Raw genomic sequence first — 19,995 nt, 5'->3', positions numbered from 1 at the left:
AGGGGGCCCCCCCCCCCCCCCGCCCGCCCCCCCCCCCCCCCAGGGGGGCGGCTGGGGGGGGGGGGGGGACCCGGCGAGGGGGCGCGAACCGGCCTTGGTTTTTGTAGGAACAGTGTGCGCTGTTCGCCCGCAAAACCGACAAGCGACGGGTAAAAAATCCAAACTGTCATCCAGACTTGTGTATCCTGCCTCAGCTTTGCGAAGCTCCAAACGCGCCTGGCGCAGACTTTTCACTCACACTTGCGAGGAACGACGAGATGCATGAAATCCCGAATCTTCCCTTCCCAAGCCTGAACCCAGAAGAGCCATCCGTGACCGTTCACGCCGAACCGGCAGCCGCCGTCGAGCAGGATGGTGACGATCAATCCAGCGCTGACCAGGAATAACCGCGCATCCCCGACTGTGTGAAAACGGCTGACCTGCGGGCTACCCCCGTCATCACGTTTTCACACCGTCCTGAACACATGTAGGCCCCCATGCCCGACTCACCGCGCCCCCTTGCGGTCACCCTGCAAGTCGTCTCCATCGTCCTCTTCACCTTCATCGGCTACCTGAACATCGGCATTCCCCTGGCCGTGCTGCCCGGCTATGTGCACAACGACCTGGGTTTCAGCGCCGTGGTCGCCGGCCTGGTGATCAGCGTGCAATACCTCGCCACCCTGCTCAGCCGCCCCACCTCCAGCCGCATCATCGACAACCACGGCAGCAAGAAGGCGGTCATGTATGGCCTGGCCGGCTGCGGGCTCAGCGGGGTGTTCATGCTGGCCTGCGCCTTCCTCACCCACCTACCCTGGCTGAGCCTGGCCTGCCTGCTGGTCGGCCGCCTGGTACTGGGCAGCGCCGAAAGCCTGGTAGGTTCGGGATCGATAGGCTGGGGCATCGGCCGGGTGGGTGCCGAAAACACCGCCAAGGTCATCTCCTGGAACGGCATCGCCAGTTACGGCGCACTGGCCATCGGCGCTCCGCTGGGCGTGCTGATGGTCAAGAACCTGGGGCTGTGGAGCATGGGCGTCAGCATAATCCTGCTGTGCATCCTCGGCCTGCTGCTGGCTTGGCCCAAGCAGGCCGCCCCCATCGTCAGCGGTGTACGCCTGCCTTTCCTGCGAGTACTGGGCAAGGTGTTCCCGCATGGCTCGGGGCTGGCCCTGGGCTCGATCGGCTTTGGCACCATCGCCACCTTCATCACCTTGTACTACGCCAGCCGTGGCTGGGCCAATGCCGCACTGACCCTGAGCCTGTTCGGTGCCAGCTTCATCAGCGCGCGGCTGCTGTTCGGCAACCTGATCAACCGAATTGGCGGGTTTCGGGTGGCGATTGCCTGCCTGTCGGTAGAAACACTGGGGTTGTTGATGTTGTGGCTGGCACCCAGTGCCGAGCTGGCTTTGGCGGGGGCCGCGCTTAGCGGGTTTGGTTTCTCGCTGGTGTTCCCGGCGTTGGGCGTGGAGGCGGTGAACCAGGTGTCAGCGGCCAACCGCGGGGCGGCGGTGGGGGCGTATTCACTGTTCATCGATTTATCGCTGGGGGTGACCGGGCCGCTGGTAGGCGCAGTGGCGGCTGGCTTCGGGTTTGCTTCGATGTTTCTGTTTGCGGCGGCTGCGGCGGCGTGTGGGCTGGTGTTGAGCCTGTACCTGTACAGGCAGGCATCAACATCAAGGCGCTCACTGGATCTGTAGGAGCAGCCTTGCGCTGCGAAGAGGCCGTAGCAGCCAACGACTAACTATCGCTCTACCGGCCTCTTCGCAGCACAAGGCTGCTCCTACAAGGAACGCGTAAACCCAGGCTTACGCGATCTGTTGAAAGTCAGCGTTGGGCGTACTGCAGCACCACTTCCAACGGGTGACGCATCTTGCGCTCGGTCATGCGCTTGACCTGGCTACGGCACGAGTAACCGGTCGCCAGCGGTTCGCCTTGCTTGTCCAGCTTGGTCGCCCAGCTCTGCTCGAAGATGGTCCGCGACGTTTCCTGGTTGCGCGCTTCGTGGCCATAAGTACCGGACATCCCGCAGCAGCCCGTGGCCTCGGTCACCAGCTTCAGCCCCAAGCGAGCGAACACCTGCTCCCACTGCTTGGTGCTGGCCGGTACGTTGGTCTTCTCGGTGCAGTGCGCCATCAAGCGGAAATTACCCGGCGCGGTCGGTGCCTGCTCAGGCAGCACATCCATCAGCCACTCCTGCGGCAACAGCACCTGAGGGCAGCCTTCCAGGCCTGGCACCTTCTGGTACTCCTGGCGATACACCAGGGTCATCGCCGGGTCCAGCCCCACCAGCGGCACGCCGCAGTCGGCCAAGGCCTTGAGCTGGGTGGCGTTGCGGATCGCCGCCTTGGCAAACGCGCCCAGGAAGCCCTGCACGTGCAACGGCTTGCCGTTGGCGCTGTACGGCGCCAGGAACACCCGGTGGCCCAGGCGGTGGGCCAGGTCGATGAAGGCCGACAGCAGCGGCGTTTCAAAGTAACGGGTGAAGGCATCCTGTACTAGCACGATGCTGCGCTCGCGCTGGGCCGGGGTCAGTTCGCGCAGGGCCGGCACCGTGGCCACGCCAACGCGGCAGCGGGTCAGGGTGGCCTGGAAGTTGAAGCGGCTGATCAGTGGGCTGTCGACCATGCCGATCTTGTCGGCCAGCAGCTTGCTCACCCACTTCGAGCCCATCACTGCGTTGTACAGCCCCGGCGCATGGGCCAGGTACGGAATGGTGAACTCCAGCGAGCCAATCAGGTAGTCACGCAGCGGACGCTGGTAGCGGCCGTGGTACAGCTCGAGGAAACGTGAGCGGAAGTCCGGCACATTGACCTTGATCGGGCATTGGCCGGCGCACGACTTGCACGCCAGGCAGCCGGCCATGGCGTCGTACACTTCATGGGAAAAGTCTTCCTGGCCCTGGTTGCGCGCGCGGTTGTTGCGCAGGCGCGCCGGCAGGCCCTTGAGCCACGACACCTTGTTGCGCGCCGCCGCCAGTACGTCGATGTTCGCCTCGCCCTGCAGGCGCAGCCACTCGCGCATCAGCGAGGCGCGGCCCTTGGGCGAATGCTGGCGCTCACGGGTAGCCTTCCACGACGGGCACATGGCGTCGTTGGGGTCGTAGTTGTAGCAGGCACCGTTGCCGTTGCAGTGCACCGCGCTGGGGAAGTCCTGCCACACACGCTCGTCGATGGTCCGGTCAAGGTCGCCGCGCAGGGTCACGCCATCGACCGGGGTCAGGCCCTCGGCGCTGCCCAGCGGGGTGCAGATCTTGCCCGGGTTGAGCTGGTTGTGCGGGTCGAACGCGCCCTTCAGGCGCTGCAGCGCCGGGTACAGCTCGCCGAAGTACTCCGGCACGTATTCCGAACGCAGGCCTTTGCCGTGCTCGCCCCACAGCAGGCCGCCGTAGCTTTTGGTCAGCGCCGCTACCGCATCGGAAATCGGCTTGACCAGCGCGGCCTGGGCCGGGTCTTTCATGTCCAGTGCCGGGCGCACGTGCAGCACGCCGGCGTCGACGTGGCCGAACATGCCGTAGGCCAGGCCATAGCCATCGAGCAAGGCGCGGAAGTCGGAGATGTAGTCGGCCAGCTGCTCTGGCGGCACCGCGGTGTCTTCGACGAATGGCTGCGGGCGCACCTCGCCTTCTACGTTGCCCAAGAGCCCCACCGAACGTTTACGCATGGTATACACGCGGGTAACTGCCTCGGCCCCCTCCGCCAGGGTGTGGCCCAGGCGCTCGACGCCGGTATCGCTTTGCAGGTGCTGAATGAACGCCTGCACCTTGGCGTTGACCTCTGCCGGCTCGTCGCCGCAGAACTCCACCAGGTTGATACCCAGCGTCGGGCGCTCGGGGTCGGCCGGGAAGTATTCGGCAACGCTGTGCCAGACGATGTCTTTCATCGCCAGCATCAGCACCTTGGAATCGACCGTCTCGATCGACAGCGGCTTGTGCGCCATCAGCGCATTGGCATCGCGCAGGGCGTCCATGAAGCTGGTGTAGCGTACGTTGACCAACACCGCGTACTTGGGAATCGGCAACACGTTGAGCTTGGCTTCGACCACGTAGCCCAGCGAGCCCTCGGCGCCACACAGCACACTGTTGAGGTTGAAGCGCCCCTGCTCGTCGCGCAGGTGCGCGAGATCGTAGCCAGTCAGGCAACGGTTGAGCTTGGGGAACGTGGTTTCGATCAGTTCGCCCTGGGTTTCCTGAATGTCCCGGGCCATGCGGTACACCTCGCCGACCCGGCCGGGTGCGGCACAGGCTTGCTCCAGCGCGGCATCGTCGATTGGCAGGCTGTGCAGGCGCTCGCCACCGAGCAGCACGCTGTGCAGTTCCAGCACGTGGTCACGGGTTTTGCCGTAGGTGCAGCTGCCCTGGCCACTGGCATCCGTGTTGATCATGCCGCCAACCGTGGCGCGGTTGGAGGTGGACAGCTCAGGGGCGAAGAACAGCCCGTGCGGCTTGAGCGCAGCATTGAGCTGGTCCTTGACCGTACCAGCCTGCACCCGCACCCAGCGCTCCTCGACGTTGATTTCGAGGATGTTGTTCATGTGCCGTGACAAGTCGACGACGATACCGTCGGTCAGCGACTGGCCGTTGGTGCCGGTGCCACCGCCGCGCGGGGTCAGCTTGACCTGCTGGAAGCGCGGCTCGCCCATCAGCGCGGCGACCCGCGCCACATCGTCGGCATCCAGCGGGAACACCGCCGCCTGCGGCAAGCGCTGGTAGATCGAGTTGTCGGTAGCCAGCACCGTGCGGGTGCCGTAGTCGGCACTGATCTGGCCGCGGAAGCCACTGCTGCGCAGGGCTTCGAGAAATTCGGGGTAGTTGGCGCTCGGTGCAACGGTCGACAGCTGGGCGATCATCGAAGGATGGCCTCTTGATATTGGCTAATTCACGGGATTCCTGTCGCTCCGGCATGGGTTGATGCATGCGGGGATGACGTATAGGCCAATGTTCCTGTAGTTTCGCTTCAGGGGCAAACGGATAATCCTGCCGCTATCGATGACTTTTATGAATGAATTACCGCCACCTGACCCCCTCCATGTCGCTGCTGCTGGCATTCGAGGCCGCCGCACGGCATGAAAGCTACACCCGTGCCGCCGCCGAGCTGTCGCTGACCCAGAGTGCGGTCAGCCGCCAGGTGCAGGCACTGGAGCAGCAGCTGGGCCTGACCCTGTTCCGCCGCGAAGGGCGCCAGGTGCTGCTGACCGATGTCGGCCGCCTGTACCAGCGCGAGCTCAGCGAGGCGCTGGGGCGCATCCGCAGCGCCACCCTGCAGGCGCTGGCCTACCAGTCGGGGGTGGGTACCTTGCGCCTGGCCACCCTGCCCACCTTCGGCTCGAAATGGCTGTTGCCGAGGCTGCATGCGTTTTACAGCGCTCACCCAGGCATGCTGGTACACATTCATTCACGCATCGAAGCCATCAACTTCGACACCAGCGAGATCGACGCCGCCATCGGCGTGGCCAGCCACGACCTGCCGGGGCTGATCTGCCATCGCCTGCATGCCGAGGAACTGGTGGTCATTCTGCCGCCAGAGGCCGGCGCCGACAGCCAGGGCTGGAGCCCAGCGCGGATCAGTGAAGAGGTGTTGTTGAATGTGGCCAACAACCCGCATGCCTGGGGTGAGTGGTTCTCGCACCACGCACTGCCGCACCGTGCCATGCGCCTGGGACCGAGTTTCGAACTGACCTCGCACCTGATCCAGGCAGTGCGGGCCGGGATCGGTATCGGCCTGGTGCCGCGCATTCTGGTGGAGGAAGAGTTGGCCAAGGGTGAGCTGTACAGCCCGGGGGAGGCGTTTGCCAGTCAGCGCAGTTATTACCTGATCTACCCGCCGCGCAATGAGGCATTGCCATCGCTGCGGGCATTTCGAGGCTGGCTGCTGGAACAGATCTGAAGACTTGTGTCGGCCCTTTCGCAGCACAAGGCTGCTCCTACAAACGGATTGGCGTTCGTCTGTAGGAGCAGCCTTGCGCTGCGAAGAGGCCGGCACAAAAAACAAAAAACCCGAAGCCAGTCCCCCGACTTCGGGTTTTTCTGATCACCTGTAGTGCACTACTTGGTGACGGTACCCGCAGCACCACCGGCATTCACCCGGCGACGCGGCTTGACCATGTAGATCACGAACATCCCGAACAACCAGAACGGAATAGCGTACACCGAAACCTGAATACCCGGGATCATCAGCATGATGCCGAGGATCAGCAGCACGAAAGCCAGCACCAGGTAGTTGCCGTACGGGTACCACAGCGCCTTGAACAGTGGCTTCTGGCCGGTACGGTCCAGGTGTTGACGGAACTTCAGGTGCGAGTAGCTGATCATCGCCCAGTTGATTACCAAGGTAGCCACTACCAGCGACATCAGCAGCTCCAGGGCGTTTTGCGGCATCAGGTAGTTCAGCAACACGGCAACGAAGGTAAAGGCAGCCGACACCAGGATCGAACGCACCGGCACGCCACGCTTGTCGACCTTGGCCAAGGATGCCGGGGCGTCACCCTGCTCGGCCATGCCCAGCAGCATGCGGGCGTTGCAGTAGGTGCCGCTGTTGTAGACCGACAGCGCCGCAGTCAGCACCACGAAGTTCAGCAGGTTGGCAGCCACGTCACTGCCCAGCAGCGAGAACACCTGCACGAACGGGCTGCTGCCGTAGCTGCCACCCGAGGCGTCGATGCTGGCGACCAGATTGTCCCACGGGGTCAGCGACAGCAGCACCACCAGGGCACCCACATAGAAGATCAGGATGCGGTAGATGACCTGGTTGATCGCTTTCGGGATCACAGTCTTCGGTTTGTCGGCCTCGGCGGCGGTGAAACCGAGCATTTCCAGGCCACCGAAGGAGAACATGATGAAGGCCAGCGCCATCACCAGCCCGCTGACACCGTTCGGGAAGAAGCCGCCATGCGACCACAGGTTGGTCACGCTGGCTTCAGGGCCGCCGCTGCCGCTGGTCAGCAGGTAGGCACCCAGGCCGATCATGCTGACGATGGCGACCACCTTGATGATGGCGAACCAGAATTCGGCTTCACCGAAGAACTTCACGTTCATCAGGTTGATGGCGTTGATCAGCACGAAGAACGCCGCCGCCGTGACCCAGGTAGGGATCTCCGGCCACCAGTAGTGGACATACTTGCCAACCGCCGAAAGCTCCGACATGCCCACCAGGATGTACAGCACCCAGCAGTTCCAGCCCGACAGGAAGCCGGCGAAACCACCCCAGTAGGTGTGGGCGAAGTGGCTGAACGAGCCGGCCACCGGCTCTTCGACGATCATTTCGCCAAGCTGGCGCATGATCATGAAGGCGATGAAGCCGCAGATGGCGTAGCCAAGGATCATCGACGGGCCGGCGGATTTCATCACGCCTGCCGAGCCGAGGAACAGGCCCGTACCAATTGCACCACCCAAGGCGATCAATTGGATATGGCGGTTCTTCAGGCCCCGCTTGAGCTCGCCTGAATGCATGTTTTGTCCACTCATGAACGAAGTCACCTGCATTGTTTTTATCTGTGACGGAATCGGACCCACCGCGCTCGTGGCGCAGCGGAATGGGCAAGGTGGTTACCTTGGGTTTCTTGACCTCAGGTGCCGCCGAGGCGGGTCAACCAGGCGTGATCAAGAGTGCGCGGTACGCAAGAGGGTCACAGGTAAAACGCGGCGCACTGTATACCCCTGCAAGCGCGCAGGCGTCAACGCGTTGCGTACTTCCATTCGGAAAAAACGCAGCGATCCTGTGGTATGGGCCTTGAAAGGCGAAGTGATCGGCGTACATGGCGCCTCCATTTGTTGTTTTGTCAGCCCGGCTCTGTGGACGGGCGCTTGCACACGGCAATGGCGGCTATAACACCGTGGGGACGGGGGTTTGGGCAAGGGTGGGGGGTGCCGGTACGGCAGCTTATGCCTGTGAGCGTCGGCAAGGATTGTTTACACGATCGGGCTTGATCTGAAAGGCGGACTGAAAACGGCTACATTTGTATAATTTTCTTTACAGGTCGGTTCAAGAACTTGCCAGTCGTCCGAAAAATTCTTTTTGTTCAATATCTTGGGACCGCTTTGCGGTCCATCGCAGCAGCCCCAACTGTTCACAGGCATAAAAAAACCAGCCCTAAGGCTGGTTTTCTGGTGACTGCATAGGCTTATCAGCCACGCGGCTTGCCACGGCCACGGCCTGCCGGCTTGTCACCTTCAGGCTTGCCTGGGCGCTTGCGCATCTCGCTTGGGCGCTCGGCCACCGTGCTGCCACGGGTGTTTTTACGCGGGGCCTCTTCACGCGGCTGACGTGCCGGGCGCTCACCGGCAGCGGCACCCTCGTGGGCCGGGCGCAGGTTGCGCACGCGCTCACCACGGCCCAGCGGGCGGGTGGACTTGCGCTGCAGGCGCTCCATTTTGTCCTTGGCCTTGAGCTTCATGGCTGGCAGCGCTACTGGCTGCAGGCCCACTTCGGCGGCGAGGATGTCGATTTCGCCCTGGGTCATTTCACGCCAGCGGCCCATCGGCAGGTCGGAGTTGAGGAACACCGGGCCGAAACGCACGCGCTTCAGGCGGCTGACCACCATGCCCTGGGATTCCCACAGGCGACGTACCTCACGGTTACGGCCTTCCATCACCACGCAGTGGTACCAGTGGTTGAAGCCTTCGCCACCCGGTGCCTTCTGGATGTCGGTGAACTTGGCCGGGCCGTCTTCCAGCATCACGCCGGCCTTCAGGCGCTCGATCATCTCGTCATCGACTTCACCACGCACACGCACCGCGTACTCGCGGTCCATCTCGTAGGACGGGTGCATCAGGCGGTTGGCCAGTTCACCGTCGGTGGTGAACAGCAGCAAGCCGGTGGTGTTGATGTCGAGGCGGCCGATGTTGATCCAGCGGCCTTCTTTTGGCCGTGGCAGGCGGTCGAACACGGTCGGGCGGCCTTCCGGGTCGTCACGGGTGCAGATTTCGCCATCGGGCTTGTTGTACATGATCACCCGGCGGGTGGCCTCGGCGGCCTCCTCGCGCTTGATCAGCTTGCCGTCCACAGCGATGGCGTCGTGCAGGTCGACGCGCTGGCCGAGGGTGGCCTCGACGCCGTTGACCTTGATGCGGCCTTGGCTGATCCAGGCCTCGACGTCACGGCGCGAACCCACGCCAATGCGCGCCAGCACTTTCTGCAGCTTTTCGCCGGATGGCGGGGTGATTTCGTTATCTTGCAGGTCTTGCTCACTCATCTGGGCACCTCCCGGTGTAGGAATGAAAACAGGGTTCTGGCGACGAACGCGCCAAAAGGCCGCGCATCATACGCGGTTCGGCAGGGGAACGCACTGGAGGTTAGAGGGTTTTGCGGGGGTTGTGAGGAGTTTCTGCCTAATGGCGAGGGCCGGTACAGGCAACGAAGCAATCACGGCTGCAACTTGCCCTCTTCCTCCACCGGGGCTTCAGGCTCTTCCTCGCGCAAATCATCAAAATCGGTTTTCAGCCCTTCTTCCATGGCATCCAGCTCCACCAACAGGCTACGGAAGCTGGTCTCCTCCTTCGGTTCCCCAGCCTCTTCCTCTTCTCCCAGGCTGGCATCCGCCAACGCCTGCAAGTGCGCCGGCACTGGCGCATCGTCCGGGTCGAGCAGCGGCTCAGGCTCCATTTCACGCAACTCGGCCAATGCCGGCAGCTCATCCAGGCTCTTGAGGTTGAAATGATCGAGAAACGCCTTGGTGGTCGCGAACATCGCTGGCCGACCAGGCACTTCGCGGTAGCCGACCACGCGGATCCACTCGCGCTCCATCATCGTCTTGATGATGTTGCTGTTTACCGCAACACCCCGCACGTCCTCGATCTCGCCACGGGTGATGGGCTGGCGGTAGGCGATCAAGGCCAGGGTTTCGAGCAACGCCCGCGAATAGCGTTGTGGGCGCTCTTCCCACAGGCGCCCGACCCAGGGGGCATAATCCTCGCGGATCTGCAAACGGTAGCCGCTGGCCACTTCCTTGAGTTCGAAGGCGCGGCCGCTGCATGACTTGCCCAGCACCTCCAGGGCCTGCTTGAACACCTTGGGCTCGGGGCGCTCGGCCTCTTCGAACAGCTCGAACAGGCGCTCCAGGGATTGCGGCTTGCCCGAAGCCAGTAGGAAAGCTTCGATCAGCGACGCCAGGTCGCGAGGTTCATTCAGGTTCATCAGGTTCTTCAACAAGCGCCGGGCGAAGCCGCACGTGAATGGCGGCGAAAGGTTCATTCTGCACCAGTTCGACCAGCGATTCCTTCACCAGCTCAAGAATCGCCATGAAGGTCACCACCACGCCCAGCTTGCCCTCATCGGCGGCGAACAGCTCTACGAACGGCACGAAAGCCCCGCCCTTGAGACGCTCCAGTACCTGGCTCATGCGTTCGCGGGTAGACAAGGTCTCGCGCGTGATCTGGTGGCTTTCGAACAGGTCGTTGCGGCGCATCACCTCGGCCATGGACACCAACAGCTCTTCCAGGCTGACTTGCGGCAACAGCTTGCGCACCTTGGCCTGCGGGGCCTCCAGGCGCGGCACCACGACATCGCGCCCCACCCGCGGCAACTCATCGATGCCTTCGGCGGCAGCCTTGAAGCACTCGTACTCCTGCAGGCGGCGGATCAGCTCGGCGCGGGGGTCGCCCTCCTCCTCCTCGACGTCGGCGGAGCGCGGCAGCAGCATGCGCGACTTGATCTCGGCGAGCATGGCGGCCATCACCAGGTACTCGGCGGCCAACTCCAGGCGCACGCTTTTCATCAGCTCCACATAGCCCATGTACTGCCGGGTGATCTCGGCCACAGGGATGTCGAGGATGTCGATGTTCTGCTTGCGAATCAGGTACAGCAACAAGTCCAGAGGGCCTTCGAAGGCTTCGAGGATGACTTCGAGGGCGTCCGGCGGGATGTACAGGTCCAGCGGCAGTTCGGTCAGGGCTTCGCCGTAGACCAGGGCCAGTTGCAGTTGCCGAGGCTCGTCGACCTGTTCGGTCGGTGCCTCGGGCGCTTCCACCTGGCTCACGCGTTGACCAGGAACGGCGTGGGGTCGCCGCAGCCTTCGCGGATCAGTTCCGGCTCGTCGCCGGACAGGTCGATGATGGTCGACGCCTTGAGGTCGCCGAAGCCGCCGTCGATCACCAGGTCGACATGGTGCTCCAGGCGCTCGCGGATCTCGTAAGGGTCGGTCATCGGCTCGCTGTCACCCGGCAGGATCAGGCTCACGCTCATCAGCGGCTCGCCCAACTCGGCCAGCAAGGCCAGGGTGATGGCGTGGGCCGGCACCCGCAGCCCGATGGTGCGGCGCTTGTCGTGCAACAACAGGCGCGGCACTTCGCGCGTGCCGTTGAGAATGAACGTGTACGGCCCAGGCACATGGGCCTTGAGCAGACGGAAGGTGCCGGTGTCGACCTTGGCGTACAACCCCAGTTGCGACATGTCACAGCACATCAGGGTGAAGTTGTGCGTTTTGTCCAAGCCGCGTAGGCGCCGCACCCGTTCGATTGCCGCCTTGTCGCCCATCTGGCAACCCAGCGCATAGGCCGAATCCGTCGGATACACCACCACGCCCCCCTTGCGGATGATCTCGACGGCCTGTTTTATCAGGCGTGGCTGTGGGTTCTCCGGATGAATCTGGAAAAATTGGCTCACGTAGTCGTCCTGTTCATAGCGCCAAAGGCTGTTCATGGCTGAATCGACGCCACAAAGGTGGCAGGTCCTCGGGCAAAGGCCGGTAGGCACCGATCTCGCCCCAGGTGCCGGGGCCGTGGAAGTCACTGCCAGCGCTTGCCAGCAGGCCGAACTCACGGGTAAGTATGGACATGGTGCCCACTTGCTCGGCAGGCATCATCCCGTTGACCACTTCAAGCGCCTGCCCACCTGCCTGAATATAGTCGGCAATCAGCCGTCTGCGCTTGCTGCGGGTCAGGTCGTAGTGCATGGGATGCGCCAGGCTCACCCAGGCGTTGGACTGCCTTAGCGTGGCAACGGTTTCGTCGAGGGTCGGCCAGTGCTGCTTGACGTCGCCCAGCTTGCCGGCACCCAGCCACTTGCGAAACGCTTCGCCACGGTCCTTGACGTGCCCGGCACGCACCAGGTACTCGGCAAAATGCGGCCGTGCCGGGGCGTTGCCGCTGTCGCCCAGCTCGTGTTGCACGGCGCGCGCGCCTTCAAGCGTGCCGGGCATGCCCTTGGCGGCCAACCGTTTGTCAATTTCTTCGGCGCGCAGCCAGCGGCCGTGGTGCAACGCCTCGATCGCCGCCAGCAACGGCGGCGCGTCGAGCGGGAAGTCGTAGCCCAGCACATGGATGGTGGCACCTCCCCAGGTGCACGACAGCTCCACCCCGCTGACCCAGCGCATGCCCCGTTCAACGCAGGCCTGGCGCGCTTCGGGCAGGCCTTCGATAGTGTCATGGTCGGTCAGTGCCAGCGTTTGCACCCCGTGCTCATGGGCCCGGGCAACCAGTACCGAAGGCGCCAGGGCGCCGTCGGAGGCCGTGCTGTGACAGTGCAGATCAACATTCATGGAGGAGCGCTTTCGCTGGAATCGATGTTTGTTATTATGCCGTCACATCCCGATTCTGGCTGCCATTGTGAAACAATTCATCGATTTCATCCCGCTGCTGCTGTTCTTCATCGTCTACAAGCTCGACCCGCGCCCCATGGAAGTCGCCGGCCACAGCTTCGAATTCGGCGGCATCTACAGCGCCACGGCCATGCTGATCATCAGCTCGCTGGTGGTGTACGGTGCGCTGTTCCTGCGCCAGCGCAAGCTGGAAAAGGGCCAGTGGCTGACGCTAGTCGCCTGCCTGGTGTTCGGCGGCCTGACCCTGACCTTCCACAGCGAAACCTTCCTCAAGTGGAAGGCACCCGTCGTCAACTGGCTGTTCGCCCTGGGCTTTGCCGGCAGCCACTTCATCGGCGACCGGGTGCTGATCAAGCGCATCATGGGCCACGCCCTGAGCCTGCCGGACGCCATCTGGTCGCGCCTGAACCTGGCGTGGATCGCCTTCTTCCTGTTCTGCGGCGCGGCCAACCTGTTCGTCGCCTTCACCTTCCAGGACTTCTGGGTGGACTTCAAGGTGTTCGGCAGCCTGGGCATGACCGTGATCTTCCTGGTGGCGCAAGGCCTGTACCTGTCGCGCCACCTGCACGACGACCCTTCTACCTCCAAACCCAAGGATTGACATGCTCTACGCCATTATCGCCAGCGACGTCGCAAACTCCCTGGAAAAGCGCCTGGCTGCCCGCCCGGCGCACATCGAACGCCTGCAGCAGCTCAAGGCCGAAGGCCGCGTGGTGCTGGCCGGCCCCCACCCGGCCATCGACAGCAACGACCCGGGCGAAGCAGGTTTCAGCGGCAGCCTGATCGTTGCCGAGTTCGAATCGCTGGCGGCGGCGCAGGCCTGGGCCGATGCCGACCCGTACATTGCCGCGGGCGTGTACGACAAGGTGGTGGTCAAGCCGTTCAAGCAAGTACTGCCTTGATCTGCAACCGCATCGCCTTCATCGCGGGCAAGCCCGCTCCTACAGGGACCTTGTAGGAGCGGGCTTGCCCCCGATGAAGGCGGCTCGGGACTGGCAGTAATACCGTTGCCATCAGCCTGGGGGATCTTTGCCACTGGGGGGCCGGATAGCCGCCGTCAATGGTTGAATTGAGTGAGTCATGAGCGAGCTGTTACTGATTGATGATGACCAGGAACTGTGCGAGCTGCTCGGCAGCTGGCTGACCCAGGAAGGGTTCACCGTGCGTGCCTGCCACGATGGTCAGAGCGCACGCCAGGCCCTGGCCGAGCATGCCCCCGCCGCCGTGGTGCTGGATGTGATGTTGCCCGACGGCAGTGGCCTGGAGCTGCTCAAACAGCTGCGCAGCGAGCATGCCGAGCTGCCGGTGCTGATGCTGTCGGCCCGGGGCGAACCGCTGGACCGCATTCTCGGCCTGGAGCTGGGCGCCGACGATTACCTGGCCAAACCCTGCGACCCGCGTGAGCTCACCGCCCGCCTGCGCGCGGTACTGCGCCGCAGCCACCCTACCGCCACCACCAGCCAGGTGGAGCTGGGTGACCTGGTCTACAGCCCTGCGCGTGGCGTGGCCAGTATCGATGGCCGCGAAATGACCCTGACCCTGTCCGAAAGCCGCATCCTCGAAGCCCTGCTGCGCCAGCCAGGCGAGCCGCTGGACAAACAGGAACTGGCGCAGATCGGCCTGGGCCGCAAATTGACCCTGTACGACCGCAGCCTGGACATGCATGTCAGCAACCTGCGCAAGAAGATCGGCCCGCATGCCGACGGCCGGCCACGCATCGTGGCATTGCGTAGCCGTGGCTATTACTACTGCCTCTGAGGATGCCGGGGCCGCTGCGCGTCCCATTCGCGGCGCAAGGCCGCTCCTACACGGGCCAATCATCTTTACCGAGCCTTTACCATCCCCTGACTGCGCTTGACGGTGATCTCCCTAGACTGTGCTCATCCGGTAACCACCGGCCTATGAAAGGAGAGACACCATGCGCAAGACCCTTATCGCTCTGATGTTCGCCGCCGCCCTGCCGACCGTGGCCATGGCCATGCCTGACGGCGGCCCGCGTCACGACGGCCCGCATCATCGCGGTGATGCGCCTTTCCACCAACTGGACCTGAGCCGCGACCAGCGCCAGCAGATCGGCAAGCTGATGGGCGAGCAGATGCAACAGCGCCGCGACATCACCGAGCGCTACCTGGCCAAGCTGCCGGCCGCCGACCAGAAAGCCATGAAGGACGAACTGCAGGCCAACCGCGACAAGACCGACAGCGCGGTACGCAACCTGCTCAAGCCTGACCAGCAGAAGAAGTTCGACGAACTGCAAAAGGAACGTGCCGCCAAGAAAGCCGAGTGGCAGGAGTTCCAGGCCTGGAAAGCTGAAAAAGGCACCAAGGCCCAGTAAGCTGTCCGCCCCATGCCCGGCCCGCGTCACCGCGGGCCGGGCTTTTCCCGTTTAGGAGGTGCACTTGCGTTCACTGTTCTGGCGCATCCTGGCCAGTTTCTGGCTCGCCATCACCCTGGTCGCCGGCCTGTCGATCCTGCTGGGCCACATGCTCAACCAGGACGCCTGGATCCTCAGCCGCCACCCGGGCCTGAATACCCTGGCCAGCAAGTGGGCCAAGCATTACGAGCAGGAAGGCCTGGATGCGGCGCAGCACTTTCTGGAAAGGCGCAAAGACCGCTACAAGATCGACGTGCAGGTGCTCGACGACAGCGGCGAGGCCGTGGTGCCCGGGACCTTCCCGCGCCGTGCGGCGGCCTTCGAGGCGCGTCAGCACAATGACCAGCGGCGCCTGCCATGGCGCCGGCTGACCGAGGAATACACCAGCCCCGAGACCGGCGATACCTACCTGCTGATCTACCGCATCCCTCACCCGGCGCTGGATGCCTGGCACCGCGAAAGCCTGATGTGGCCGCTCAGTGCACTGGGCATTGCCCTGGTCGTGCTGACCCTGTTCAGCCTGCTGGTGACCCTGTCCATCACCCGCCCGTTAAGCCGCCTGCGCAGCGCCGTACACGACCTGGGCCAAACCACCTATCAGCAGAACAGCCTGGCACGCCTGGCAGCGCGGCGCGACGAGTTTGGCGTGCTGGCCAAGGACTTCAACAAGATGGGCGCACGCTTGCAAAGCACCATCGGCAGCCAGCGTCAGTTGCTGCGCGATGTGTCTCACGAGCTTCGCTCGCCGCTGGCCAGGCTGCGCATCGCCCTGGCCTTGGCCGAACGCGCCGAACCCGAGCAGCGGCAAACCCTGTGGCCGCGGCTGACCCGCGAATGCGACCGCCTGGAAGACCTGATCAGCGAGATCCTCGCCCTGGCCCGGGTGGATGCGGAACAGGCTCATGCCGAGCCGGTCGACCTCAACGCCCTGCTCGGCAGCGTGCGCAAGGACGCCCTGCTCAGCGCGCCGGACCAGGATGTGCGCCTTGAGGCACAGCCGGGGTTGACCTTGCAGGGTTGGCCAACGCTGATCGAGCGCGCCGTGGACAACCTGCTGCGCAACGCCCTGCGCTTCAACCCGCTTGGTCAGCCGGTCGAAGTCAGCGCCGTGCGTGAGCAGGAGCGAATTGTGATCAGCGTGCGTGACCACGGGCCGGGGGCGGCAGCGGAACACCTGGCTCAGCTGGGCGAACCATTCTTCCGGGCCCCAGGGCAGGAAGCGCCGGGGCATGGGCTGGGGCTGGCGATTGCGCGCAAGGCGGCGGAGCGCCATGGCGGGAGCCTGATTCTAGACAATCATCCCCATGGTGGATTTGTCGCTCGGCTGGAGTTGCCTGTAGCGGATGCTACCGGAAGTTGATCGAATTCAAGGCCACTGGCCTCTTCGCGGGCACGCCCGCTCCCACAGCAGCAGATATTGCACAATACCTGTGGGAGCGGGCCCGCCCGCGAAGAGGCCAGATGCCTTGATACAACAATCAGCCCAGGGCAGCGTTATTCACCCCAGACACTGACGTAGTCAGCCGTTTCCAGAATGGGCGCCGTGCGCGGCTCGGTCAGCGGCGTGCCGACATACAGGTAACCAATCAGCTCCTCGTTCTCGGCCAACCCCAGGCCCTTGTGCACATGGGCATCAAACGCCATGTCCCCAGTACGCCACACCGCACCGATACCTTGCGCATGCGCGGCAATCAGGATGCCGTGCGCCGCACAGCCCGCAGCCAGGCGCTGCTCGGACTTGGGCACCTTGAAATGGTCCTGCAGCTTGGCCACCACCACGATCAGCAACGGCGCCCGCAGCGGCATGGCGCGGGCCTTGTCCAGTGCAGCCTGGCTGGCATCGCCTTTGTGCTGCACGGCTTCGGCGAACAGCTCGCCCAGCTTCTCGCGGCCCTGGCCTTCGATGGTCAGGAAGCGCCATGGCCGCAGCTGTCCATGGTCCGGGGCGCGCAGGGCGGCCTGGAACAGCGCCTCGCGCTGGGCGGCATTGGGCGCCGGGTCAGTCAGGCGTGGCACGGAAACACGGTTGAGCAATGCGTCGAGAGCCTCCATCGGCTACCCTCCTGGCAGTTGAATGTGCGGCCATTCTAGCGTTTACATCACCAGACCCATAGGTAGAATGGCGCCCTTCCGTTTCGAGTCAGAGCAGATCACATGGCGTTGCCGACCTTAAGGATCATTGGTTTCATCATCGGCATCTTCCTGATTACCCTGGCCGTGGGCATGGCCGTGCCCATGGCGACCCTGGTGATCTTCGAGCGCACCGGTGACATGCCGTCGTTCCTCTGGTCGAGCCTGATCACCTTCATCGCGGGCCTGGCCCTGGTGATACCGGGGCGCCCGGAGCATGTGCACCTGCGCCCGCGCGACATGTACCTGCTGACGGTCAGCAGCTGGCTGGTGGTATGCGTGTTCGCCGCGCTGCCGTTCCTGCTGACCCAGCACATCAGCTATACCGACGCCTTCTTCGAAAGCATGTCGGGCATCACCGCCACCGGTGCCACCGTGCTCAGCGGGCTCGACAGCATGTCGCCGGGCATTCTGATGTGGCGCTCGATGCTGCACTGGCTCGGCGGCATCGGCTTCATCGCCATGGCCGTGGCGATTCTGCCGCTGCTGCGCATCGGTGGCATGCGCCTGTTCCAGACCGAATCGTCCGACCGCTCAGAGAAGGTCATGCCGCGCTCGCACATGGTCGCCAAGTCGATCGTGGGGGTTTACGTCGGCTTCTCGATCCTGGGCTCGCTGGCCTTCTGGTGGGCGGGCATGAGCCCGTTCGACGCGATCAACCATGCCATGTCGGCGATCTCCACCGGCGGTTTCTCCACCTCCGACCAGTCATTGGCGAAATGGGATATACCGGCCGTGCACTGGGTTGCGGTGGTGGTGATGATCATGGGCAGCCTGCCCTTCACCCTGTACGTGGCGACCCTGCGCGGCAACCGCAAGGCGCTGATCCGCGACCAGCAGGTGCAAGGTTTGCTGGGCATGCTGGTGGTCACCTGGCTGGTGTTGGGCAGTTGGTACTGGTACAGCACCAACCTGCACTGGCTCGACGCCCTGCGCCACGTGGCGCTGAACGTGACCTCGGTGGTCACCACCACCGGTTTCGCCCTGGGCGACTACAGCCTGTGGGGCAACTTCTCGCTGATGCTGTTCTTCTACCTGGGCTTCGTTGGCGGCTGCTCCGGCTCGACCGCGGGCGGTATCAAGATATTCCGCTTCCAGGTGGCCTACATTCTGCTCAAGGCCAGCCTCAACCAGCTGATTCACCCGCGTGCGGTGATCAAGCAGAAATACAACGGCCATCGCCTCGACGAAGACATCGTGCGTTCAATCCTGACGTTCTCGTTCTTCTTCGCCATCACCATCTGCGTCATGGCCTTGCTGTTGTCGTTGCTGGGCGTGGACTGGATGACCGCGCTGACCGGCGCCGCCGGTACGGTTTCGGGTGTAGGTCCGGGCCTGGGTGAAGTGATCGGCCCTTCGGGCAACTATGCCACGCTGCCTGACGCCGCCAAGTGGATTTTGGCGGCCGGCATGCTGCTCGGCCGCCTGGAAATCATCACGGTGCTAGTGTTGTGCATGCCGGCGTTCTGGCGTCACTGAGCACTAGGCTTCCGCGCCCAGGCGGGCGCGGTATTCGCTGGGCGTGGCATCGAACCAGCGGCGGAATGCCCGATAGAAGTTGCTGGGGTCGGCAAAACCCAGCAAGTAGGCGGCTTCGAGCAAGGTCATGCCCGGCTGGGCCAGGTACTGTTCGGCCAGCTCACGACGGGTGTCGTCGAGCAATGCCTGGAAGCTGGTGCCCTCCTCCTGCAGCCGCCGTTGCAAGGTACGCTGCGACAAGTGCAGGGCCTGGGCCAGCGTTTCGCGCTTGGGTTCGCCTTGCGGCAGGATGCGGCACAACACCTGGCGCACCCGGTGGGTAACCCGGCTTTCGGAGAAGCGTGCCAGGTACTCCCCGGCAAACCGGTCGTGCAGCACCGCCATGGCCTCGTTCGCGGTGGGCAACGGCGCTTCCATGTCGGCCCGCTCGAACACCAGCGCATCATGTGGCGCACCGAACACCAGCGGCGAATGGAACGCCACCTTGTACGGCTCGACGTTTTTCGGTTGCGGCCCTTGCACCAGTACCCGCCGCGGCTGCACCGGCCGGCCACTGAGCCATTTGCACAGCGCCAATGCGCAGGCCAGCGATGCTTCGGCACTGTGCCGGGTCGGCGGCAGGTGGTCACCGTGCACGGTCAGGATCAGCGAATAGCCCTCGGCGCCAAGGACAAAACTGAGGTCGGAGCTTTCGGCGATGATGCGCTGGTAGCGTACCAGTCGCTCGAAGCCCTCGGCCAAGGTGCGGCTGGACATCAACGCATAGCCCACCACATGGAACGACGCCGGACGCACCACCCGCGCCATGTTCAAGCCGATGGCCTCGTTGCCTGACAGCTCCACCGCCAGCTGCCATAGCCGGGTCATGGAATCTTGCGGAAAACGTGCATCCGGGTCGTCGAGTGCGGCAAAGTCCAGCCCTAGCTGCTTGAACATGGCCCGGCAATCCAGCCCTTCCAGTTCAAGTGCCTTCACAATCCCTGATGCCCAACTGGCTGACGTGGTTCTTTCGCTCATGACAGGCTTCTTTTACCGACCGCTCCTGCGGTGAACCCCAAGGATACTCATTTGGCGCCTATTGTCACTGGTAGGCCCCGTCAGTCACTCTAGACTCGAATCAGGCTCCACGCCGTGCATCTTGTCCAGAAGTATTAATCCCGGAGCACTGCCATGAACAGCAAAGCGCAGTTTCGCAGTTTTGCCGAGTTCTATCCGTATTACCTGGGGGAACACAGCAACCCCACCTGCCGCCGCTTGCACTTCGTCGGCACAAGCCTGGTGATAGCCCTGCTGGCCTACACCATCGGCAGTGGCAAATGGTTACTGCTGCTGGGCGTGCCGCTGTTTGGCTATGGCTTCGCCTGGGTCGGGCACTTCTTTTTCGAGAAGAACCGGCCAGCGACCTTTACCTATCCGCTGTACAGCCTGGCCGGGGATTTCGTGATGTTTCGGGATATCCTGCTGGGCAAGATCCGCCTGTAGGCGTGGTCTTGTGCTGCGATGGGCTG

19 protein-coding genes are annotated in these 19,995 nt (G+C 63.7%); 10 read left to right on the top strand and 9 right to left on the bottom strand.

Annotated elements, in window-relative coordinates; genetic code table 11:
• Positions 1-257: 257 nt before the first annotated feature.
• Together ACNFBR_RS24965 and ACNFBR_RS24960 are read left to right on the top strand one after the other, a co-directional pair.
• Positions 258-386, top strand: a complete 129-nt coding sequence (locus tag ACNFBR_RS24965; RefSeq protein WP_016488505.1) for a hypothetical protein — start codon at positions 258-260, stop codon at positions 384-386.
• Between the two features lie 90 nt (positions 387-476).
• The gene (locus ACNFBR_RS24960) at positions 477-1,673 is read left to right on the top strand and encodes an MFS transporter (protein WP_416737216.1); all 1,197 of its coding nucleotides are present in this window, start codon (positions 477-479) and stop codon (positions 1,671-1,673) included.
• Positions 1,674-1,800: 127 nt separating this feature from the next.
• Here ACNFBR_RS24960 and ACNFBR_RS24955 read toward each other — a convergent pair whose 3' ends face one another.
• Complete coding sequence (locus ACNFBR_RS24955; RefSeq protein WP_416737215.1) at positions 1,801-4,821, bottom strand: FAD-binding and (Fe-S)-binding domain-containing protein; 3,021 nt, start codon at positions 4,819-4,821, stop codon at positions 1,801-1,803.
• 152 nt (positions 4,822-4,973) lie between these two features.
• Here ACNFBR_RS24955 and ACNFBR_RS24950 point away from each other — a divergent pair, with 152 nt between their 5' ends.
• Positions 4,974-5,858, top strand: coding sequence for a LysR substrate-binding domain-containing protein (locus tag ACNFBR_RS24950; protein WP_416737214.1), 885 nt, complete (start codon positions 4,974-4,976; stop codon positions 5,856-5,858).
• 158 nt (positions 5,859-6,016) lie between these two features.
• Here ACNFBR_RS24950 and ACNFBR_RS24945 read toward each other — a convergent pair whose 3' ends face one another.
• From ACNFBR_RS24945 to ACNFBR_RS24920, 6 genes are all read right to left on the bottom strand, one after another.
• On the bottom strand, positions 6,017-7,435 hold the full coding sequence (locus ACNFBR_RS24945; protein WP_416737213.1) for an amino acid permease: 1,419 nt from the start codon (positions 7,433-7,435) through the stop codon (positions 6,017-6,019).
• Between the two features lie 659 nt (positions 7,436-8,094).
• Complete coding sequence (gene rluB / locus ACNFBR_RS24940) at positions 8,095-9,162, bottom strand: 23S rRNA pseudouridine(2605) synthase RluB (RefSeq protein WP_416737212.1); 1,068 nt, start codon at positions 9,160-9,162, stop codon at positions 8,095-8,097.
• Positions 9,163-9,332: 170 nt separating this feature from the next.
• Entirely contained in the window at positions 9,333-10,103 is a 771-nt protein-coding gene (gene scpB / locus ACNFBR_RS24935) for an SMC-Scp complex subunit ScpB (protein WP_416737211.1), read from the bottom strand.
• A complete protein-coding gene (locus tag ACNFBR_RS24930; RefSeq protein WP_416737219.1) occupies positions 10,090-10,830 on the bottom strand; it encodes a segregation and condensation protein A in 741 nt (246 codons plus the stop codon). Before ACNFBR_RS24930 ends, scpB begins: the two co-directional genes overlap by 14 nt.
• Before the next feature lie 110 nt (positions 10,831-10,940).
• Complete coding sequence (locus tag ACNFBR_RS24925) at positions 10,941-11,570, bottom strand: L-threonylcarbamoyladenylate synthase (RefSeq protein WP_416737218.1); 630 nt, start codon at positions 11,568-11,570, stop codon at positions 10,941-10,943.
• A gap of 13 nt (positions 11,571-11,583) precedes the next feature.
• Positions 11,584-12,444, bottom strand: a complete 861-nt coding sequence (locus ACNFBR_RS24920) for a PHP domain-containing protein (RefSeq protein ID WP_416737210.1) — start codon at positions 12,442-12,444, stop codon at positions 11,584-11,586.
• A 67-nt stretch (positions 12,445-12,511) separates the two neighbouring features.
• Here ACNFBR_RS24920 and ACNFBR_RS24915 point away from each other — a divergent pair, with 67 nt between their 5' ends.
• The 5 genes from ACNFBR_RS24915 to ACNFBR_RS24895 all read left to right on the top strand — a co-directional run bounded on the left by ACNFBR_RS24915 (position 12,512) and on the right by ACNFBR_RS24895 (position 16,238).
• Positions 12,512-13,105, top strand: coding sequence for a septation protein A (locus ACNFBR_RS24915; protein ID WP_416737209.1), 594 nt, complete (start codon positions 12,512-12,514; stop codon positions 13,103-13,105).
• 1 nt (position 13,106) lies between these two features.
• Positions 13,107-13,406, top strand: a complete 300-nt coding sequence (locus ACNFBR_RS24910; RefSeq protein ID WP_012273585.1) for a YciI family protein — start codon at positions 13,107-13,109, stop codon at positions 13,404-13,406.
• Positions 13,407-13,584: 178 nt separating this feature from the next.
• Positions 13,585-14,262 carry a response regulator transcription factor gene (locus ACNFBR_RS24905; protein WP_400736792.1) on the top strand — a complete coding sequence of 226 codons (678 nt, stop codon included), beginning with the start codon at positions 13,585-13,587 and terminating at the stop codon, positions 14,260-14,262.
• 160 nt (positions 14,263-14,422) lie between these two features.
• Positions 14,423-14,839, top strand: a complete 417-nt coding sequence (locus tag ACNFBR_RS24900; protein WP_060515583.1) for a Spy/CpxP family protein refolding chaperone — start codon at positions 14,423-14,425, stop codon at positions 14,837-14,839.
• 58 nt (positions 14,840-14,897) lie between these two features.
• Positions 14,898-16,238: an ATP-binding protein gene (locus ACNFBR_RS24895; protein WP_416737208.1), complete on the top strand. Its 1,341-nt coding sequence runs from the start codon at positions 14,898-14,900 to the stop codon at positions 16,236-16,238.
• Between the two features lie 134 nt (positions 16,239-16,372).
• On the opposite strand, the gene ACNFBR_RS24890 is transcribed toward ACNFBR_RS24895, so the two are convergent.
• Positions 16,373-16,930 (bottom strand): NAD(P)H nitroreductase, encoded by a 558-nt coding sequence (locus ACNFBR_RS24890; protein ID WP_416737207.1) that lies wholly within the window; start codon positions 16,928-16,930, stop codon positions 16,373-16,375.
• Positions 16,931-17,032: 102 nt separating this feature from the next.
• On the opposite strand from ACNFBR_RS24890, the gene ACNFBR_RS24885 reads away from it, so the two are divergent.
• Positions 17,033-18,487, top strand: coding sequence for a TrkH family potassium uptake protein (locus ACNFBR_RS24885; RefSeq protein WP_416737206.1), 1,455 nt, complete (start codon positions 17,033-17,035; stop codon positions 18,485-18,487).
• Positions 18,488-18,490: 3 nt separating this feature from the next.
• Here ACNFBR_RS24885 and ACNFBR_RS24880 read toward each other — a convergent pair whose 3' ends face one another.
• Positions 18,491-19,504 (bottom strand): AraC family transcriptional regulator, encoded by a 1,014-nt coding sequence (locus ACNFBR_RS24880; RefSeq protein ID WP_416737205.1) that lies wholly within the window; start codon positions 19,502-19,504, stop codon positions 18,491-18,493.
• 153 nt (positions 19,505-19,657) lie between these two features.
• On the opposite strand from ACNFBR_RS24880, the gene ACNFBR_RS24875 reads away from it, so the two are divergent.
• Positions 19,658-19,969 carry an Mpo1-like protein gene (locus ACNFBR_RS24875; RefSeq protein WP_416737204.1) on the top strand — a complete coding sequence of 104 codons (312 nt, stop codon included), beginning with the start codon at positions 19,658-19,660 and terminating at the stop codon, positions 19,967-19,969.
• The last annotated feature ends 26 nt before the right edge of the window (positions 19,970-19,995 follow it).

Origin of the sequence: Pseudomonas sp. NY11955, assembly GCF_048068035.1 — a bacterium.
In the GTDB taxonomy this organism is placed as follows: Bacteria; Pseudomonadota; Gammaproteobacteria; order Pseudomonadales; family Pseudomonadaceae; genus Aquipseudomonas.
This window is presented reverse-complemented; position numbering and strand designations above follow the sequence as displayed.

What these genes read in the sequence shown, in the direction of transcription:
- ACNFBR_RS24950 (WP_416737214.1), top strand. Translation starts at nt 4,974, where the DNA reads ATGAATTACCGCCACCTGACCCCCTCCATGTCGCTGCTGCTGGCATTC.
- ACNFBR_RS24875 (WP_416737204.1), top strand. Translation starts at nt 19,658, where the DNA reads ATGAACAGCAAAGCGCAGTTTCGCAGTTTTGCCGAGTTCTATCCGTAT.
- ACNFBR_RS24880 (WP_416737205.1), bottom strand. Translation starts at nt 19,504, where the DNA reads ATGAGCGAAAGAACCACGTCAGCCAGTTGGGCATCAGGGATTGTGAAG.
- ACNFBR_RS24910 (WP_012273585.1), top strand. Translation starts at nt 13,107, where the DNA reads ATGCTCTACGCCATTATCGCCAGCGACGTCGCAAACTCCCTGGAAAAG.
- ACNFBR_RS24920 (WP_416737210.1), bottom strand. Translation starts at nt 12,444, where the DNA reads ATGAATGTTGATCTGCACTGTCACAGCACGGCCTCCGACGGCGCCCTG.
- ACNFBR_RS24900 (WP_060515583.1), top strand. Translation starts at nt 14,423, where the DNA reads ATGCGCAAGACCCTTATCGCTCTGATGTTCGCCGCCGCCCTGCCGACC.
- ACNFBR_RS24890 (WP_416737207.1), bottom strand. Translation starts at nt 16,930, where the DNA reads ATGGAGGCTCTCGACGCATTGCTCAACCGTGTTTCCGTGCCACGCCTG.
- ACNFBR_RS24960 (WP_416737216.1), top strand. Translation starts at nt 477, where the DNA reads ATGCCCGACTCACCGCGCCCCCTTGCGGTCACCCTGCAAGTCGTCTCC.
- ACNFBR_RS24905 (WP_400736792.1), top strand. Translation starts at nt 13,585, where the DNA reads ATGAGCGAGCTGTTACTGATTGATGATGACCAGGAACTGTGCGAGCTG.
- ACNFBR_RS24965 (WP_016488505.1), top strand. Translation starts at nt 258, where the DNA reads ATGCATGAAATCCCGAATCTTCCCTTCCCAAGCCTGAACCCAGAAGAG.
- ACNFBR_RS24945 (WP_416737213.1), bottom strand. Translation starts at nt 7,435, where the DNA reads ATGAGTGGACAAAACATGCATTCAGGCGAGCTCAAGCGGGGCCTGAAG.
- scpB (WP_416737211.1), bottom strand. Translation starts at nt 10,103, where the DNA reads ATGAACCTGAATGAACCTCGCGACCTGGCGTCGCTGATCGAAGCTTTC.
- ACNFBR_RS24955 (WP_416737215.1), bottom strand. Translation starts at nt 4,821, where the DNA reads ATGATCGCCCAGCTGTCGACCGTTGCACCGAGCGCCAACTACCCCGAA.
- ACNFBR_RS24885 (WP_416737206.1), top strand. Translation starts at nt 17,033, where the DNA reads ATGGCGTTGCCGACCTTAAGGATCATTGGTTTCATCATCGGCATCTTC.
- rluB (WP_416737212.1), bottom strand. Translation starts at nt 9,162, where the DNA reads ATGAGTGAGCAAGACCTGCAAGATAACGAAATCACCCCGCCATCCGGC.